The organism is Candidatus Villigracilis saccharophilus, from assembly GCF_016711665.1.
The window spans coordinates 143,552-159,442 of record NZ_JADJSO010000005.1; the positions used below are offsets into that span (position 1 = coordinate 143,552).

A 15,891-nucleotide genomic window follows, 5' to 3' on the forward strand; every position below is an offset into this window, starting at 1 on the left:
TGGGTATAGCGCAAAAGTATCGGAGAGAATAAGAAAACTGGAGTAGACTGTGGTAAGAGGAGTAAAAAAAACATGACCCGACCCCAGTCTCGCGCCAAACGCCAAGCGGCATTTATGGAAGAAGCAAAACGAATGTTTGACCAAATGGAAGAATGGTATGACGTGCATCCGCAAGCGAGCTTTGGAGAGATAGAGACAGAAGCTCGCAAGCGACGACGAGAGTTGATGGGAAAAGTGATCGCACAATTAGTGAATGGACGAGACGTAGGTGCGCAGGTTGAATTGCCAAAATGCAAGCAATGCGGACGAGGAATGGAAATTGAGGGATATCGAGATTGGAACGTTCATGGCTTGGAAGGCGATAGCCAATTGGAGAGAGCCTATTATGTCTGTCCTGAATGTGAAGGGCAGACACTTTTTCCCCTTGGATGGAAAACTAAACCTGCGAGCCGATCATTGGAGTGAGGGAGCGGCGCGAGTGGCGGTACGGCAAGGGTTGTTGGGGAAGTCATTTGAGTTGGCAGCGGAAGCATACAGTGACGCGACGGGCGGACATATGTCAAAAGATAGTTTGAGACGGGTGACAGAAGGATGGGGAGAGGAAATGGAAGAAAAGAGAGAGGAAGAAGCAAGGCTGTTGTATGTAACAGAAGTTCCGCAACCTGTGAGCAAAATCGTAAGAGTGAATAAGCCTATCGAGGAACTGGCGAACATCTCCAGCGATGGAGGAATGGTGTTATTGCGTGAAGAAGGTTGGAAAGAGGTAAAAATGAGCGTGATTTCAGAGGTGAAGCCGAAAATGGCAACATCCACAAAGCAAGAAGTCTCGCCCGAAATATGCACGCCGCGCCACGCCCTATCGGACAGAGCGGCAGTCCTGACACGACATAGTTATCAGGCTGGGCTGTGGAACGCAGACGAGATGGGGCAACATCAGTATTTGGAAGGAGCGCGACGACAAGTTGGATTGTGCCGACGCCTCAGTTCAGTCAATGACGGCGCGCCTTGGATTGACCGTATCACCAGCAGCAACTATCCCCAAGCCGTCCAAATTATTGATTGGTATCATGCGGATGAACGATTGTGGAAAGTATCCAAAGCTGCTTTCGGAGAAGGCTCACTTCAATCTCAGCAGTGGGTTGAAAAACAAGCCGATCTTTTATGGTATGGACGTGTCAAAGAAGTCGTGAGCGCTTTACATGCGCTGGATTGGAATCACATTTCTTGTTTGGAAGATGTTCGTCAATCCCCCGCGTATTTTGAGAGTCGTCAGTCCAAAATGGATTATGCCTATTTTCGACAAGCAGGTTATCCCATTGGAAGTGGAACCGTTGAAAGCGGTATTAATACTGTTGTGCATCATCGCATGAAAAGGCAAGGTCGTGGCTGGAAACGAAAAAACGCGCAAGCCATGTTGGCTGCATTGAGCGAATTCCATAGCGGACGTTTTCAGATTGCCTGGCATTCTGGACTGCCCATTTTGACCTGATTTCATTTCCCCGATACTTTTGCGCTTTACCCATTTATATTCACAAGAATACAAGTCGGTTGATAACAGTGTAAAATCACTCATTCTCAAAATACCAGATGGTATTTTGTCAACTTACTTTTCCCACTCAAAAAGGAACCCGATGAAAAAATCCGCCCCGCTCTACATTTTATTTTCGTTACTGATCACGCTTGGCCTGTTGTTGTCTTCCTGCGGCACCGATGAAGAATTCTATGATGAAGCATATGCCACCGAAGAGGCCGCCACAGAGGAAGTTTTCACAGACGCGACCGAAGCGCCCGTGGCAGAATCCGCACCGGGTGAGATCGTCTATGACCTGGGTTTTACCCCGCAGGAAAATGGATTCAACTTCAGCAATTATGGCGATGACATTCCCGCCACAAACCTGACCGCCGGCGAAATGCGCCGCATGTTCGGCGACCAGGTCTGCTCGCGACTCGATGGAGATGACTGCACCCTGACCCCTCCCGCCGAGCAGTGGATGGAAGAGATCAACGGCAGCATGGCAGGCGGTCACTGTGAAGGCATGGCAGTCCTCAGTCTGATGATGTACACCAATCAGGTCTCCCCGTCTGAGTTTGGCGGAAGTGTCGCCAGCGATCTGGATATCAACGACGAAGCTCTCCAGCGTGAAATTGCCTATTGGTGGGCAACCCAAACCGTTGCGCCGACATATACGAGCGTCATCAAAGGCACGCCGATGGAAATCCTGGAAGTCGTCCAGCAGATGGATGCCAGCGGTGAGACTTACAGCATCGGCATCTACAAGGAAGATGGTTCCGGCGGCCACGCCATCACGCCCTTTGGTGTGGAAGATAAAGGCAACGGCTTGTATGCCATCCTTGTGTATGACAACAATTATCCCGGTGAAACACGCGAACTATTTGTAGACTCGCGCGATAACACCTGGCTGTACGAAGCATCCATCAATCCGCAGGTCGAGTCCGAGCTGTACACGGGCAACGCCGATACCCAAACCCTTGACCTGACTCCCACATCCGCGCGGCTTGGCACACAGGAATGTCCCTTCTGCGATGGCGGCGGAGTTTCGCTCAAAGGCGGCGGTGTTCTGGCAGCCCCAGACCAAAAACTCAATCAGGTATTCCTCGACGGCGAAGGGCACATCCTGATCACCGATAACGATGGCCGCAGACTGGGATATGTGGACGGCAAGATCGTCAATGAAATCCCCGGCGCCGCCTACACCGCCTATCGCATGGAAGCCAGCGGAAACGCGCCCGAGCCAATCTACTGGATCCCCGAAGGATTGGACATCACCGTGGAAATTGACGGCTCAGCCCTGACCGAAGAAACGCTCACCGACCTGATCATGATCGGACCCGGCTTCAGCATCGGCGTCGAAGGCATCTATCTTGAACCCGGTCAGGTGGACACCGCATATTTTTATCCCGCCGACCAAACCATCGCTTATGAGACCGCGGCGGACGAATCTCCCTACATTGTGATCGGGATTGAAAACCCTGACGCCGAAGCCGATTATTATTTCGAAGTACAAGGCGCAGACATTCAAGGCGGCGGTATCATCACTGTCTACCTCGATACCAAAGCCGGCGATCTGTTGATCAACGCCGAGAAGCTGAACAACGAAGGCACCTTTGACTTCTACCTGACCCGCATCACCGATGAACTCGAGGAGGAGTTTGCTGCTGAAGGCATCGTGCTCAACCAGGGTGCGGTCGTCTACGTCAACTACGCCGAGTGGACGGATGCCAATCCCCAAGGCATGTACTTTGGCGTGGACCTGGATGACGACGGCGTGATCGACGATGAATACGTCGTAGATGATTCACAGTAACTAAACTGCAAGGCTAAACATGGACTCCGACGATTTGGTCTACGGCTAAATCGTCGGAGTTTTTTTATGAGCATGAAAAACCATATGTCGTTGCGAGCGCACTTCGCGAAGTAACCCCCAAAATAACAAAGAGCCGCTTGTTCATCGCAATGATGTTGGATTATCATATATGTCTCTCTGCATATTGATGTTATCAAAAGGAGAATAAAATATGACCACTTCCCTGCCCCGCTCCAAAGTTAAAAAGAATCAAACCTGGAATGCTGAAAGCGTTTTTTCTTCGCCAAAGGCATTTGACGCCGAAGTAAAGAAATTATTGGAAGACCTTGTGCCAATCAAAGAATTTCAAGGACATCTTGGCGACAGCCTGGATACTTTCATCAAAGCGATGGACGCAATCGAGAAGATCTCACAGCGGGCCGCCAAAGTGCAGGTCTACGCCACCATGTCCAGCGCAGTGGATACGGGCAACCAGCAAGGCGCGGCCATGAACGGCAAAGCTATGAGCGCACTGGCTCAAGTCGGCGCAGTGACATCTTTTGTTGACCCTGAACTCCTCGCCATCGGCGAGACCAAACTGCGCCAATGGCTCAAAGATGATCTGCGCATGAAACTATATGAGCATTATTTCAATGACCTCTTCCGCAAACAGGCGCATGTCCGCAACGCGGAGGTGGAGGAATTGCTCGGCATGCTGCGTGACCCGTTCAGCAGCACGCGCATTACAACCACCATGCTGGCGAACGCGGATTTCAAGTTCAAGCCGGCTCGCAATAAGAACGACAAAAAAGTTGACCTGACCCAAAGCACCTTTGACGCCATCCTGAACGGATCAGACCGCAAGGCTCGTCAAACCGCGTGGGAGAATTACAATGATCAATATCTCGAGCATAAAAACACGCTCGCCGGCAATCTGACGACATCCATCAAACAAAATGTGTTTAACATGCGCGCGCGGAAATTCAACTCATCGCTTGAATCAACACTTTTCAACGGGGATGTGCCTGTCGAGATGTTCCATAATTTGCTAACCATCTTCAAAAAGAATCTGCCGCTCTGGCATAAATATTGGAAGGTCCGCCGCAAGGCGCTGGGGGTGAAAACACTTCATCCGTATGATGTCTGGGCGCCGCTTACCACGAAGAAGTACAAGGTGCCGTTCGAGAAGGCTGTGGACTATATCTCGGAAGGACTCGCTCCCATGGGCGATGAATATGTCAGCGTGATGAGAAAAGGCTGCTTAAAGGATCGCTGGGTGGATTGGTCGCCCAACGCAGGCAAACGCCAGGGCGCGTTCTCGACCCGCGTTCCGCAGGACACGCATCCCTTTGTTTTGATGAGCTACACAGATGACATTGGCAGTATGAGCACGCTCTCGCATGAGCTGGGACATTCCATGCACGCCTATTACGCCAGCCGCGCCCAGCCGATGTTCTACTATCTTTATCCATCCATTATCGCAGAGACCGCCTCCAACTTTAATCAGGCCATGACCCGCGCGCATCTGCTCAAGACCAATCCTGACAAATTTTTCCAGATCGCCCTGCTCGAAGAAGCCATGGATAACTTCCACCGCTACTTCTTCATCATGCCCACCCTGGCCCGCTTCGAACTGGAAACGCATCAACGCATCGAAAAGGGACAGCCCCTGACGGCTGATTCGATGATCGAGTTGATGGCCGATCTTTTCAGCGAAGGCTTTGGCGGCAATATGAATCTCGACCGTGAACGGGTCGGCATCACCTGGGGTACGTTCACCACCCATCTTTACATTGATTACTACTCGTTCCAATATGCCATTGGGATTTCCGCGGCGAATGCCATCGCCAAGCGCATCCTGGAAGGCGCACCGAACGCCGCCGAAGACCACATCAATTTCCTCAAAGCAGGTTCCTCTCAACCGCCGATGGATGTCTTTAAGAGCGCCGGCGTGGATATGACCAGCACACAGCCCATCGAAGATGCGTTTGAAGTGTTGGGCAGTTATATAGATCGTTTGGAAATTTTGACCAGCAAATAATGAATTAGACTTCCGAGTTCTGTGAGAACTCGGAGGTCTTTTACATCTTGACAAATAGATGTTTATCTATATAATATCAAATAGAAGGTCATCAATATGAAATTTAACCCTGTCCTCTTTGCCAAAGCCATCTCCGACGAGACCCGTCAGAAGATCATGAACATCTGCTGCTGTGAATCGCTGTCAGTGACCGAAATTGTTGAGAAGCTGGATGTCTCCCAGCCGACTGTTTCGCATCATCTCGCCATTCTGCGCGAGGCGGATCTGGTCACGGTCCGCGAAGAAGGCAAGCAGACCTTTTACTCGCTCAATCAGGAAAATGTGGCTGTTTGCTGCGGACAGTTGATGATCAAGTTTGCGCCTGAAAGCATCACCACCGAAAAACTCCTCAAAACCCTCAAGGCTTGATCGGGACGCGTCTTCGGCCGAGGCATGTCCCGTTTTTTTAGCAACATACATAGACAAACTTCTATATAACACAAGGAGACTAAAATGACCCAATCCCCCACCCCCATCCACGAAACCGTCCGCGAACATTACGCAGAGCGGATCAAAAGCAGCGCCTCTTGCTGCGGACCTTCAGACTGCTGCGACACAAGCAACAATCTCTACCCGATCGATCTGCTCACCACGGTCCCGACAGATGTTGCGAACACAAGCTATGGTTGCGGCGATCCGATCACGCTTGCCTCGCTGAAACTCGGTCAAACCGTGCTTGATCTCGGTTCAGGCGCGGGCCTCGACTGCATTCTCGCATCCCAAAAAGTCGGCGACAGCGGCAAGGTCATCGGTGTGGATATGACCCCCGAAATGATCGAACGCGCACAAGCCAACGCGAAGCGGGTCAACGCGGCGAATGTTGAATTCAGACAGGGTTATCTTGAAGAACTACCGGTTGACAGTAATACAGTGGATGTCATCATTTCTAATTGCGTGATCAACCTCTCGCCTGACAAGGAAAAGGTTTTCAACGAGGCCTTCCGCGTCCTTGCGCCGGGCGGCAAACTTGCCGTATCCGATATTGTGACGGACGGTGAACTCCCTGAGATCATTCGAAAAAGCCTGAGCGCCTGGGCCGGCTGTGTGGCAGGCGCAGTCGAAGCGCAGGAATACATCGGCATGATGGAGTCCGTCGGCTTCACAGATATTTCCATCAAACCAGTTTTCTTCGACAAAGCTACTGTGGACAGCGCACTGGATGAAATGAAACTGGATGTAACCGAATATCCGCGCGAGGCTGTTTACAAGGCAGTGTATAGCGCCAAGATCACGGCTTATAAACCTGCTTAATAAAATATCCATCAGCAAATGATGGACTCCAGAATTGATGCAAAATGGGATGACGATCGTCATCCCATTTTCATTTAAAAAAGTTATGTATTTCATCCTATTGACAGCACAATCTTTCAGAGGTAAAAACATACCGACTAGTCGGTTTTATTATTTCGAGAGGCAAAATGCAGCAGCGCAGTGAAGAAACCCGCTCAAAGATCATTTCGTCCGCCATCAAGTTATTTTCCACACGCGGATATAACACCGCGAGCGTGGATGATATTTGCAAGGACGCCGAGATCAGCAAGGGCGCGTTCTATCATCACTTTGAAAGCAAGCAGGCCTTATTTCTGGCCTTGTTGGATGGATGGCTGACGACCATCGATCAGGGCATCGAGGCTTCACGGGAGAGTTCGGTACCAGAGACCTTCTTTTTGATCACACAAGCCTTCCCTTATATTTTCAAAACTGCCAATGAAGGCTTGCCAATGTTCCTTGAATTCTGGCTGCAAGCCAGCCGCGACGAAAAAATTTGGCAGGCCAGCATTGCACCTTACCGCCGTTATCATAAATATTTCACCTCTCTCATCAAGAGAGGTGTGGATGAAGGCTCGTTCGTGGATGTGGATCCTGAGTTGACGGCGCGCATGATCGTTTCCATGGCGATGGGGCTTTTGCTTCAAAGCCTGCTTGACCCCAAAGGTGCCAAGTGGGAAAAGACGGCGAGAGAGATCACGACCATGATGATGGATACATTAATGAAAAAAAGTGAGGCTTGAGAACTATGTGGCTGGTGACTGGCGCAAGCGGACATGTTGGCAATGTCCTTGTGCGAAAACTTTTGGAACGCGGTGAAAAGGTGCGGGCGCTGCTCCTGCCCGGCGAATGCCGCAAATCAATTTCGGGATTAAATGTTGAAGCGTTCGATGGCGATATCCTCGATCTGGATACGGTCTTTGAGTCCATGCGCGGCGTGAAAGGCATCTTTCATCTCGCGGGCGTCATCTCGATCATGCCGGGCGCAAATCCCTTCGTGCACAAGGTCAATGTGGAGGGCACAAAAAATATTTTGCGCGCGGCGATGGAAAGCGGGATCAAAAAATTGATCTACACCTCATCCATCCATGCCATCCAGCGTGTCGAGGATGGCGTGATCGACGAAGCACTGCCATACGATATGAACAACCCTTACGGCGCATACGACCGTTCGAAAGCGGAGGCAACGCTGGAGGTGTTGAACGCGGCTCGCTCCGGGCTGGAAGCTGTTGTGACCTGCCCCACCGGCGTGATTGGCCCTTATGATTTTCGCAGATCGATGATGGGCGCGGTCATCCATGATGCGGCGGCTGCGAAACCTACTCTGTATGTGGATGGCGCGTATGATTTTGTGGATGTGCGCGATGTGGCAGACGGGTTGATCGCGGCGGCGGAACACGGCAAACGCGGCGAGAGCTATATTCTTTCAGGGCAAAAGATCACGGTGCGCTATATGCTTGAAACCGTACGTGAGATCACAGGCAAAAATTTCTTCCAGATGAAGATCCCGTTTGACCTGGCAAAGTTCGCTGCAGTCTTCACGCCGATGTACTATCAACTTGCAAAAGCGACACCGCGTTTTACTCCCTATTCATTGGAAGTGCTGCAGTCCAACTCGAACATCAGCCACGCAAAAGCGACCAGGGAATTGGGTTATACACCACGTTCATTGTTTGAAAGCATCAAAGACACAGTAAAGTGGTTTTTGGAAAAGAAACAATAGTTTGTAATGACTTGTAAAACCAAAGGAGACTACATATGAAAATAGTAACTGATTGCGCGGCGGACATGTCTGCCGAAGAACTTGAACAGCTTGGCGTCACTGCCGCACCCCTGTTCATTAACTTCCCTGAAGGCGAGATCAACGCCACTGAAATTTCAGCGGATGATTTTTACAATCGTCTCGAAGCCATGCGTCCCGCCATCCCAACCACGGCGCAGCCATCCGCGGGGATCTTTGCGGAGCTATATCGCAAGCTCGCAGAAAAAGATAAGGATATCTTTTCGATCCATATCTCATCCGGGTTGAGCGGAACACTTAACTCAGCTCATGATGGCGGCGGGCAGGCATCTCCCGATGCAAAAGTTAATTATTGGGATACGCTGACCCTTTCAGGCGGCGAACGCTTCCAGGTGATGGCGGCGGCGTTGGCGATCAAAGCAGGCTGGGCCATGGACGCGGTCCAGGAACGCCTGAAGAAAATCCGCGAAAACACTGAAGTGATCTACACATTGGACACATTGGAATATCTCGCACGCGGCGGACGCATTGGACGGGTCAAGGCACTCGCAGGTGCATTGCTTAACCTCAAACCTGTCATTCGCGTGGATTCGGACGGCAAGTACAGCACAGTTGGCAACGGACGCACATTAACGAAATCCATGGGCATGATCGCAGACAGCGTCCGCGAGAAATATGGAAATAAGCCGTTGTGGGTAACCGTACTGCACGGCCGCTTCACAGAAAAAGCGGATGCGCTTGCCGCAGAGTTCAAGGAAAAATTAAATATCGCAAAATTGGAAGTGGTGCGCATCTCCCCTGTTTTGGGCGTCCACACGGGACCCGGCATCGTCGGCGCTGGAATTGTGCCGATGGAATTGATGAGCGATCTGGTAAAGTAGTCGATTAAAATTTGAATATAATCAGTCCCAAGGTGTTGAACCTTGGGACTTTTATTTTACAAAGAGAGACAATGCAAAAAAATATTCCCAATCTCACGACCAAGAATCTGACCTTACGCCCTTTGACCATGGATGACCTCGATGCCATGTTCCGTTTGTTTAGCGAACCAGATATGTTGAAGTATTTTCCGAACCCCAACCCACCCACGATGGATCGCGCTCAAAAGATGATCGAAACTCAGATCCAGCAATGGGAGAAATATGGTTTGGGGTCGTGGGGAGTTGTCCCGCATGGTGAGACGGAGTTGGCTGGTTGGAATGGACTGCAATATCTGCCAGAAACTAATGAAACAGAAGTGGGCTATATGCTAAGCAGGAAATTCTGGGGCAAGGGATATTCCACAGAAGGCGCCCGCGCGGGAGTGGAGTTTGGATTCAAAAATCTTGGGCTGGAGGCAATTATTGGTCTTGTACACCCCGAGAACGTCGCTTCCCAGCGGGTCCTACTTAAATGCGGGATGATATTCACATATCAAGCCAATTATTTCGGCATGGAAATGTTCCGTTACCAGATCACGCGCGAAGAATTTTTTACAAGCGTTTGATAAAAGGTTATTTCCAGTTTTTTGCTTTTTCGATCCGCTCGCCCAATGGCGGATGGGAGTAGAACATGAAGACCACCCATTTTTCGGGGTCGATCTCGCCAAGGTTCTGATTGGCTAATCTTGTAAACGCAGAGGCGAAGGCTTCGTTCTTGCCTGTGGACTGGAGAGCATAATCGTCAGCCATGTTTTCGCGCCAGCGGGAAATGGCGTTATCGAGCGGAGAGGTTAGAAAGCCATATATACCGAGGATCAAGCCAAGCGCGGGAAATGCGGCGGGGTCACTGACACCCGAAAAGCCAAAGGTATTCACTGCCCAATTCATCCCAAGGGATGCCAGATAAAAGCCGATGGTTGTCGAGAGTGTCCCAAACGCAATAAGGAGTGGAATATCGCGATGGACCTGATGTCCCAATTCATGCGCGAGGACGGTTTCGATCTCGTCTGTTGAAAATTCATTGATAAGTGTGTCACCCAAAATAATTCGGCGCGTGCTGCCAATGCCAGTCAATGCGGCGTTGGCAGATTTCGTGCGCTTTGACATATCGAATTTAAAGACACCGCGCACTTTGGTATTCGCGCGCTCGGCTAGCTTCATCAATCTGTCAGCAAGTTCTTTATGTTCATCGCCCAGCGGAACATATTTGTTGAACAACGGCATGATCAGGATCGGGGCAAGATTGGACATTAAGACAGAGAAGACCAATAATCCGCCCGCCACCCACAGCCACCACAGGTCGCCGGTGACTCTCAAGGCAAGATAAAACAATTCAAGCAGGATCAAACCAAGGGGTGCGCCGATCGCAAGTCCTTTGAGCTGGTCAATGACCCAGTCTTTGAGCGTCTGGTTGGACTGGTCAAAGCGATGCGGGAGGATAAATCCACTGTAATATCCGAGCGGCAGATTTATTACAAAATAAACACCGCCAAACACCGCTACGAAAAGAGCGACCAACAGCCAATCATTGACGGTAATGGACAAAAGAAAATTACGCAATGAAACGGCCCAGCCAAAGAAGAGCCACGCGAGCACATAGACAGCGCTAAAGAGATTATCGGCCAGCCAGAGCCGTCGGCGGATGCGGGAATATTGTTTTGCAAGTTTTTGTTTTTCGGGGTCGAGGGTGATTTCCATGAAAATATTATAGCACTCGACAAAAAGATATAATGCAAGCAATGAATACGCCAAACACGAAAAATCAGCCGCAGGCATGACGGCTTTACAATTGGCTCCAACAGGCGTCCTCTAGCAGAATTATTAGACCACGATCAAATGCAGAAACTGGAGAAATCACAATGACAGCATTAAACCCCGACTCTTACGAACTTGTCCGCCCACTTTTGCTTGGTATGGATTTTCACCTCGTAGGACGCTCGATCCTTGCGAAGCAAACACCTGTGCAAATTTTTGTAGACAATCACGAACACCCCAAAGCGATATTCGCACAGGCAGGTCACAGATATATTCTAGCTGGCGATCCTGAAATAGATAGCTTCAATCTTGGGATTCGGAAACTATTTGCGAATGTCATAGTTCCGCGGGCACTCGCTGAAGGACAGGAAGGTTTTGCAATTTACTACGATTCGGCAGCATGGGAGGAAAAGATGCAGGCTCTTCTCATGGATAAAGAAATAATCCATGCTGACCGCGAATATTACACCTGCAAGGAATTGAAACACAAGTGGCAGGACTTTATGCCCGAAGGCTTTCAACTTCAAATGGTGGATGCGGATCTACTGGCAAACGCAGACCTGAAACATCTCGACACACTTAAAGAGGAAATGACCTCTGAGCGCCCCAGTGTGGATGATTTCCTCGCCAAAAGTTTTGGCGTGTGCGCGATCCACGAAAACGAACTTGCAGGCTGGTGCCTCTCCGAATACAACGCGGATGGCCGCTGTGAGATCGGCATCGAGACCACCAGCGACTACCGTCAACGCGGCATTGGCACAGCGCTCACGCTCGCTTTTCTTGAACACGCCTTATCAAATGGCATCAGTGAAGTTGGCTGGCACTGCTATAAAAGAAACGCGCCATCTGCACAGACGGCGCGTAAGGCTGGTTTTGATAAGATCTGTGATTACAAGTCTTATATTTGCCTGCTGAAAAAATGATGCCTTATGTGCACAGAGTTGGATTTGTAAAAATATTTCCGTTCGATCTGCAAAATTCCGCGTATCTAATTCTCTTTTCCCTGCTCTGACGCCAGTTGCGCAATGATCTGCGCCGCTGTCATCACCTGACCGTAGGATTTCAAGGCCGCCAAAAACGCCTTGTGAACATGCTCGGCAGGGATGACTGTCTCACCATATTTTAGGTCGCGTGTAGCGCAGGCATCTTCCGCGACCCAGACTTGAAAGCCAAAGTCCGCGGCGGCGCGGGCGGTGGCGTCCACGCACATGTGGGTCATCATACCTGAAATAATGACTCGCTCAATTCCCCAATCCTTCAACATTTCAAGCAGATTTGTTTCGCGGAAAGAGTTGGGGTAATGTTTATACACGATCGGCTCGCCTTCAAAGTGCGCGGTCACATCATGAATATCAGAGCCCGTTGTGCCTTTTACAAAAAACGGAGCATCGGGCTTTAGCGCGATATGCTGAATGTGGACATGATGCCCGCCATGTTCGCGGAAGCATTGAAGCAGCATATACGCTTTCTTCCCAGCCTCAAGCGGATTGACCAGTTCCATTTTGCCGCCCGGGAAATAATCATTTTGAATGTCAATTATCAGTAATGCTGTTTTCATTTTTACTCCTAATGACAATTGGTCTCGATACGGCCTCAAAGAGCGCTCGGCCTACTCGACCACCATAATATGATGAATATTTTTCAATAATTCTTCCACCTGTCTTTTCAAATGCAATTTATCAGTCACGGTTAATATTGTTTGAAAATCTTCTCTTGCCTTATCCATTTGATTTAACGCGGAATAGGATTTACCGCGCCCCAAGTATAAACGCGCCTCACGTGGATTAATTGCAATGGCGCGGGTGTAATCTGCAATTGCCTTATCATATTCATTGTTAACGCGGTATGCATCCGCGCGGCCTTGATAGGCATACCCGGAATTGGGTCTGGTCAGTAGTACGCGTGCATAATAATCCTCCGCCCAGTCGAGATAGGATTCGTAGATCTGCAGATTTGGCTCAGACATGACCAGCGCATCTTTTTCGGAAAGCCCAAGAGCCGTATCTTGATCCTTATGCGCGGAATCCAGATTTCCCAATCTGAAATAGATCATGGATCGGATAATGTAAATCAAGGTGTATGCCGGCTGAAGGGAACTGCCTTTGTTAAGCTCGCTCAAAGCCGGCAGAAACTCCTTTTTTTCGAGCAGGACCGATCCGCGGTCAAAGTAAGGAACCGCCCAGTTTGGGTTAACTGCCTGGGCGCGCGCAAAATGATCCAGCGCAGAATCATAATCTTTATCCAGTGCGTATATTTCGCCGCGCAATTCCAAAGCGATCGCATGGGCTGGGGCAAGATTTAACGCCCGTTCCACATCCGCCAGCGCGCGCTCCTTTTGAAGCATATTCAAATAACAAGCGGAACGCGCCAGATAATGATTGACCTGGCGGGGCTCGCGTTCAATGTCACGGGTATAGATCTGAACCGCGCGCTCAAAATCCTCGAGCATATAGTAATAGCCCGCGCGGCGGTAAAAGTAATTGATCTTTAAGTTGATCCAGCGCAAGGCTGAGCGGTTGAGGGTGGTCATGGCAAATCCGATCAAGACGCAGGAGACCAGCAGCAGGTAATCACGGGTGAATACGCCGAACAGGAACAGAGCCACCAGCACGGGGATGCCGATAATGAGCGTGATCAGGTCGGCATTTGTCCTGCCAAAAAATATCTCCATGATGGAATGCGTGATATTGCCCCCGTCCAACGGATATATAGGGAACAAATTAAAGACAGCCAGGATCAAATTCACGAGCGTGAGTGAAAAAGACAGGTTGACCAGCATCTGCGCCCAGAGAAAAATTTGGACGTTCTTAATAAAGGGCATAAAGAGGACTGAAACAACAATATAAAAAAGAACAAAAAGAAAGGCAAGAAAAAAATTGACCAGGGGGCCAGCCGCAGAGATGACCAGGTTGTAAGCAGGCTTTTCCGATCTGCGGCTGAGATTGGTGAATCCGCCCAAGAGCCAGATGACGATGCTTTTTACTTCCACGCCCACCAACCTGGCGGCAAGTGTATGACCAAGTTCATGCAGGAAAATGCACGAAATAAAACCGATCACCCACAACAAAGCCACCACCACATCCATGATATTGAGCGGGCGGAAAAGATAATAAGCGGCGGGAATGCTGAATAAAATAGAAAAATGAAAGCGAAAATCCACGCCGCGAAATCGGCCGAAGGACCACGACCAGGAAAGCCAGTTCATTAAATTTTTATTTCCTTCCAAAGTCTGCCGGATTCTCGCCCCATAGGTCGGTTTCCCACTTCTTGATCTTATCTTCGGGTAATTCGTTCTCTGCAAGCCAGTTCTCTGCGCTGTGAATGATGGCGAACAAGACCGCGTTTTTAGAGGTGTGTTTAAGTTTTGTTTTGCACTGGCCGTTATTCACCCATAAAATGGCGTTCTCTGAATCGGAATAGATGGGAATATGCGTATTATGTTTTGCCTGCCAGGTAAGCGCATGGACGATGGCTAGAAATTCCCCAATATTGTTCGTTCCATCTGAATACGGACCGGCATAAAAGATCTCCTCGCCAGTTTCCGTATTCACGCCGCGGTACTCAAGTTTGCCCGGCGCACCGCTGCAGGCCGCATCCACACAGATGGATGGAAGCAAGGGCTTTCTGCTCGCGGACCTCCACCTTCCATGTGTGGAGGCTTTGCCTTTATAGTCTTCATATTTGGCAAGGAACGCCGCTTCAGCCTCGACATCGCTGTCAAACGCCTTGAACTGAGCGCCGACAACACCCTTTACCTGCTTCTCACACTCCGTCCATGAAGTGAAGATGCCTGTCTTGCGTCCTTTCCAAACGACGTAATATTTTGGCTTCGGCATGCATCAATTTTACATCAAAGCACCGATAAAACAGAGTATCGCCTGCACAGGGGTTTTGATTTTTTGGCTGTGAACTTTTACAAGGTTGTGGTAAAAGTTAAGCGGTTAATTTTTGAAACAAACTTTATAACAGGAGTAATCGCATGTCATACGCACATCCCGAATATTTAGTCGACACCGAATGGGTCGCAAATCATCTTACAGATGCAACCGTCCGCATTATTGAATCAGACGAAGACCCATTGCTTTACCCGATGGGGCACATCCCAGGCGCGGTACAGGTCGATTGGTTCAGCACGTTACAACATCCTGTCCGCCGTGATTTTGTCACCAAGGAACAGTTTGCAGAAATGTGTTCCAAGCTCGGCATCGCCAACGACACAACTGTCGTTTTTTATGGCGACAAATCCAACTGGTTTGCCTGCTATGCTTTGTGGCTCTTCGAATATTACGGTCACAAGAACGTAAAGATCATGAACGGCGGACGCGCCAAATGGGAGCAGGAAAAACGCCCGCTCGTGAGAGAAACTCCCTCGTATGCCCGAACAGTTTACAGCGCGAAAGATGCGGATAAATCCATTCGCGCATTCCGTGATGAGGTCCTCGCGCACAGCAACGCGAAGAAAGCATTGGTGGATGTCCGCTCGCCGAAAGAATACTCAGGCGAAATGCTGCACATGCCGAACTATCCGCAGGAAGGGGCGACTCGCGGCGGGCATATTCCCGCGGCTGTCAGCATTCCCTGGTCGCAGGCAGTCAACGAAGCTGATGCAACGTTCAAGACGACCGAGGAGTTGGCTGCTCTTTATGAAGGGAAAAATATCAAAGCTGACGGAGAAGTTATCGCCTATTGTCGTATTGGTGAACGCTCTTCATTAACCTGGTTCGTGCTGAAGTATTTGCTGGGTTATCCCAATGTCAAGAACTATGATGGTTCATGGACCGAATGGGGCAATCTTGTGGATGCGCCGATCGAAAAATAAAT

At 49.8% G+C, this 15,891-nt stretch carries 16 protein-coding genes; 12 read left to right on the top strand and 4 right to left on the bottom strand.

The annotated features are described in order from the left end of the window. Window positions 1-114: 114 nt before the first annotated feature. From IPL17_RS02800 to IPL17_RS02845, 10 genes are all read left to right on the top strand, one after another. A complete protein-coding gene (locus IPL17_RS02800) occupies window positions 115-465 on the top strand; it encodes a hypothetical protein (RefSeq protein WP_345305556.1) in 351 nt (116 codons plus the stop codon). 91 nt (window positions 466-556) lie between these two features. Then, window positions 557-1,489, top strand: coding sequence for a hypothetical protein (locus tag IPL17_RS02805; protein WP_345305557.1), 933 nt, complete (start codon window positions 557-559; stop codon window positions 1,487-1,489). 142 nt (window positions 1,490-1,631) lie between these two features. Further along, window positions 1,632-3,326, top strand: coding sequence for a hypothetical protein (locus IPL17_RS02810; protein WP_345305558.1), 1,695 nt, complete (start codon window positions 1,632-1,634; stop codon window positions 3,324-3,326). Between the two features lie 211 nt (window positions 3,327-3,537). After that, window positions 3,538-5,346: an oligoendopeptidase F gene (gene pepF, locus IPL17_RS02815; protein WP_345305559.1), complete on the top strand. Its 1,809-nt coding sequence runs from the start codon at window positions 3,538-3,540 to the stop codon at window positions 5,344-5,346. Window positions 5,347-5,442: 96 nt separating this feature from the next. Next, entirely contained in the window at window positions 5,443-5,754 is a 312-nt protein-coding gene (locus IPL17_RS02820) for a metalloregulator ArsR/SmtB family transcription factor (protein ID WP_345305560.1), read from the top strand. A gap of 84 nt (window positions 5,755-5,838) precedes the next feature. Further along, the gene (gene arsM, locus IPL17_RS02825) at window positions 5,839-6,636 is read left to right on the top strand and encodes an arsenite methyltransferase (RefSeq protein ID WP_345305561.1); all 798 of its coding nucleotides are present in this window, start codon (window positions 5,839-5,841) and stop codon (window positions 6,634-6,636) included. Between the two features lie 167 nt (window positions 6,637-6,803). Continuing rightward, window positions 6,804-7,397 carry a TetR/AcrR family transcriptional regulator gene (locus IPL17_RS02830; RefSeq protein ID WP_345305562.1) on the top strand — a complete coding sequence of 198 codons (594 nt, stop codon included), beginning with the start codon at window positions 6,804-6,806 and terminating at the stop codon, window positions 7,395-7,397. A gap of 5 nt (window positions 7,398-7,402) precedes the next feature. Further along, window positions 7,403-8,377 (top strand): NAD-dependent epimerase/dehydratase family protein, encoded by a 975-nt coding sequence (locus IPL17_RS02835; protein ID WP_345305563.1) that lies wholly within the window; start codon window positions 7,403-7,405, stop codon window positions 8,375-8,377. 35 nt (window positions 8,378-8,412) lie between these two features. Further along, the gene (locus IPL17_RS02840; protein ID WP_345305564.1) at window positions 8,413-9,276 is read left to right on the top strand and encodes a DegV family protein; all 864 of its coding nucleotides are present in this window, start codon (window positions 8,413-8,415) and stop codon (window positions 9,274-9,276) included. Window positions 9,277-9,347: 71 nt separating this feature from the next. Continuing rightward, on the top strand, window positions 9,348-9,881 hold the full coding sequence (locus tag IPL17_RS02845) for a GNAT family N-acetyltransferase (RefSeq protein WP_345305565.1): 534 nt from the start codon (window positions 9,348-9,350) through the stop codon (window positions 9,879-9,881). A 7-nt stretch (window positions 9,882-9,888) separates the two neighbouring features. On the opposite strand, the gene IPL17_RS02850 is transcribed toward IPL17_RS02845, so the two are convergent. After that, window positions 9,889-11,013, bottom strand: coding sequence for a M48 family metallopeptidase (locus IPL17_RS02850; RefSeq protein ID WP_345305566.1), 1,125 nt, complete (start codon window positions 11,011-11,013; stop codon window positions 9,889-9,891). A gap of 161 nt (window positions 11,014-11,174) precedes the next feature. On the opposite strand from IPL17_RS02850, the gene IPL17_RS02855 reads away from it, so the two are divergent. Then, the gene (locus IPL17_RS02855) at window positions 11,175-11,993 is read left to right on the top strand and encodes a GNAT family N-acetyltransferase (RefSeq protein ID WP_345305567.1); all 819 of its coding nucleotides are present in this window, start codon (window positions 11,175-11,177) and stop codon (window positions 11,991-11,993) included. 65 nt (window positions 11,994-12,058) lie between these two features. Here IPL17_RS02855 and IPL17_RS02860 read toward each other — a convergent pair whose 3' ends face one another. From IPL17_RS02860 to IPL17_RS02870, 3 genes are read right to left on the bottom strand one after another with little or no spacing between them, the layout of a single operon-like run. Continuing rightward, window positions 12,059-12,628, bottom strand: coding sequence for a cysteine hydrolase family protein (locus IPL17_RS02860; protein ID WP_345305568.1), 570 nt, complete (start codon window positions 12,626-12,628; stop codon window positions 12,059-12,061). A 51-nt stretch (window positions 12,629-12,679) separates the two neighbouring features. After that, on the bottom strand, window positions 12,680-14,275 hold the full coding sequence (locus IPL17_RS02865; RefSeq protein ID WP_345305569.1) for a tetratricopeptide repeat protein: 1,596 nt from the start codon (window positions 14,273-14,275) through the stop codon (window positions 12,680-12,682). 7 nt (window positions 14,276-14,282) lie between these two features. Then, window positions 14,283-14,906, bottom strand: coding sequence for a ribonuclease H family protein (locus tag IPL17_RS02870; RefSeq protein WP_345305570.1), 624 nt, complete (start codon window positions 14,904-14,906; stop codon window positions 14,283-14,285). A gap of 143 nt (window positions 14,907-15,049) precedes the next feature. On the opposite strand from IPL17_RS02870, the gene IPL17_RS02875 reads away from it, so the two are divergent. Beyond that, on the top strand, window positions 15,050-15,889 hold the full coding sequence (locus IPL17_RS02875; protein WP_345305571.1) for a sulfurtransferase: 840 nt from the start codon (window positions 15,050-15,052) through the stop codon (window positions 15,887-15,889). The last annotated feature ends 2 nt before the right edge of the window (window positions 15,890-15,891 follow it).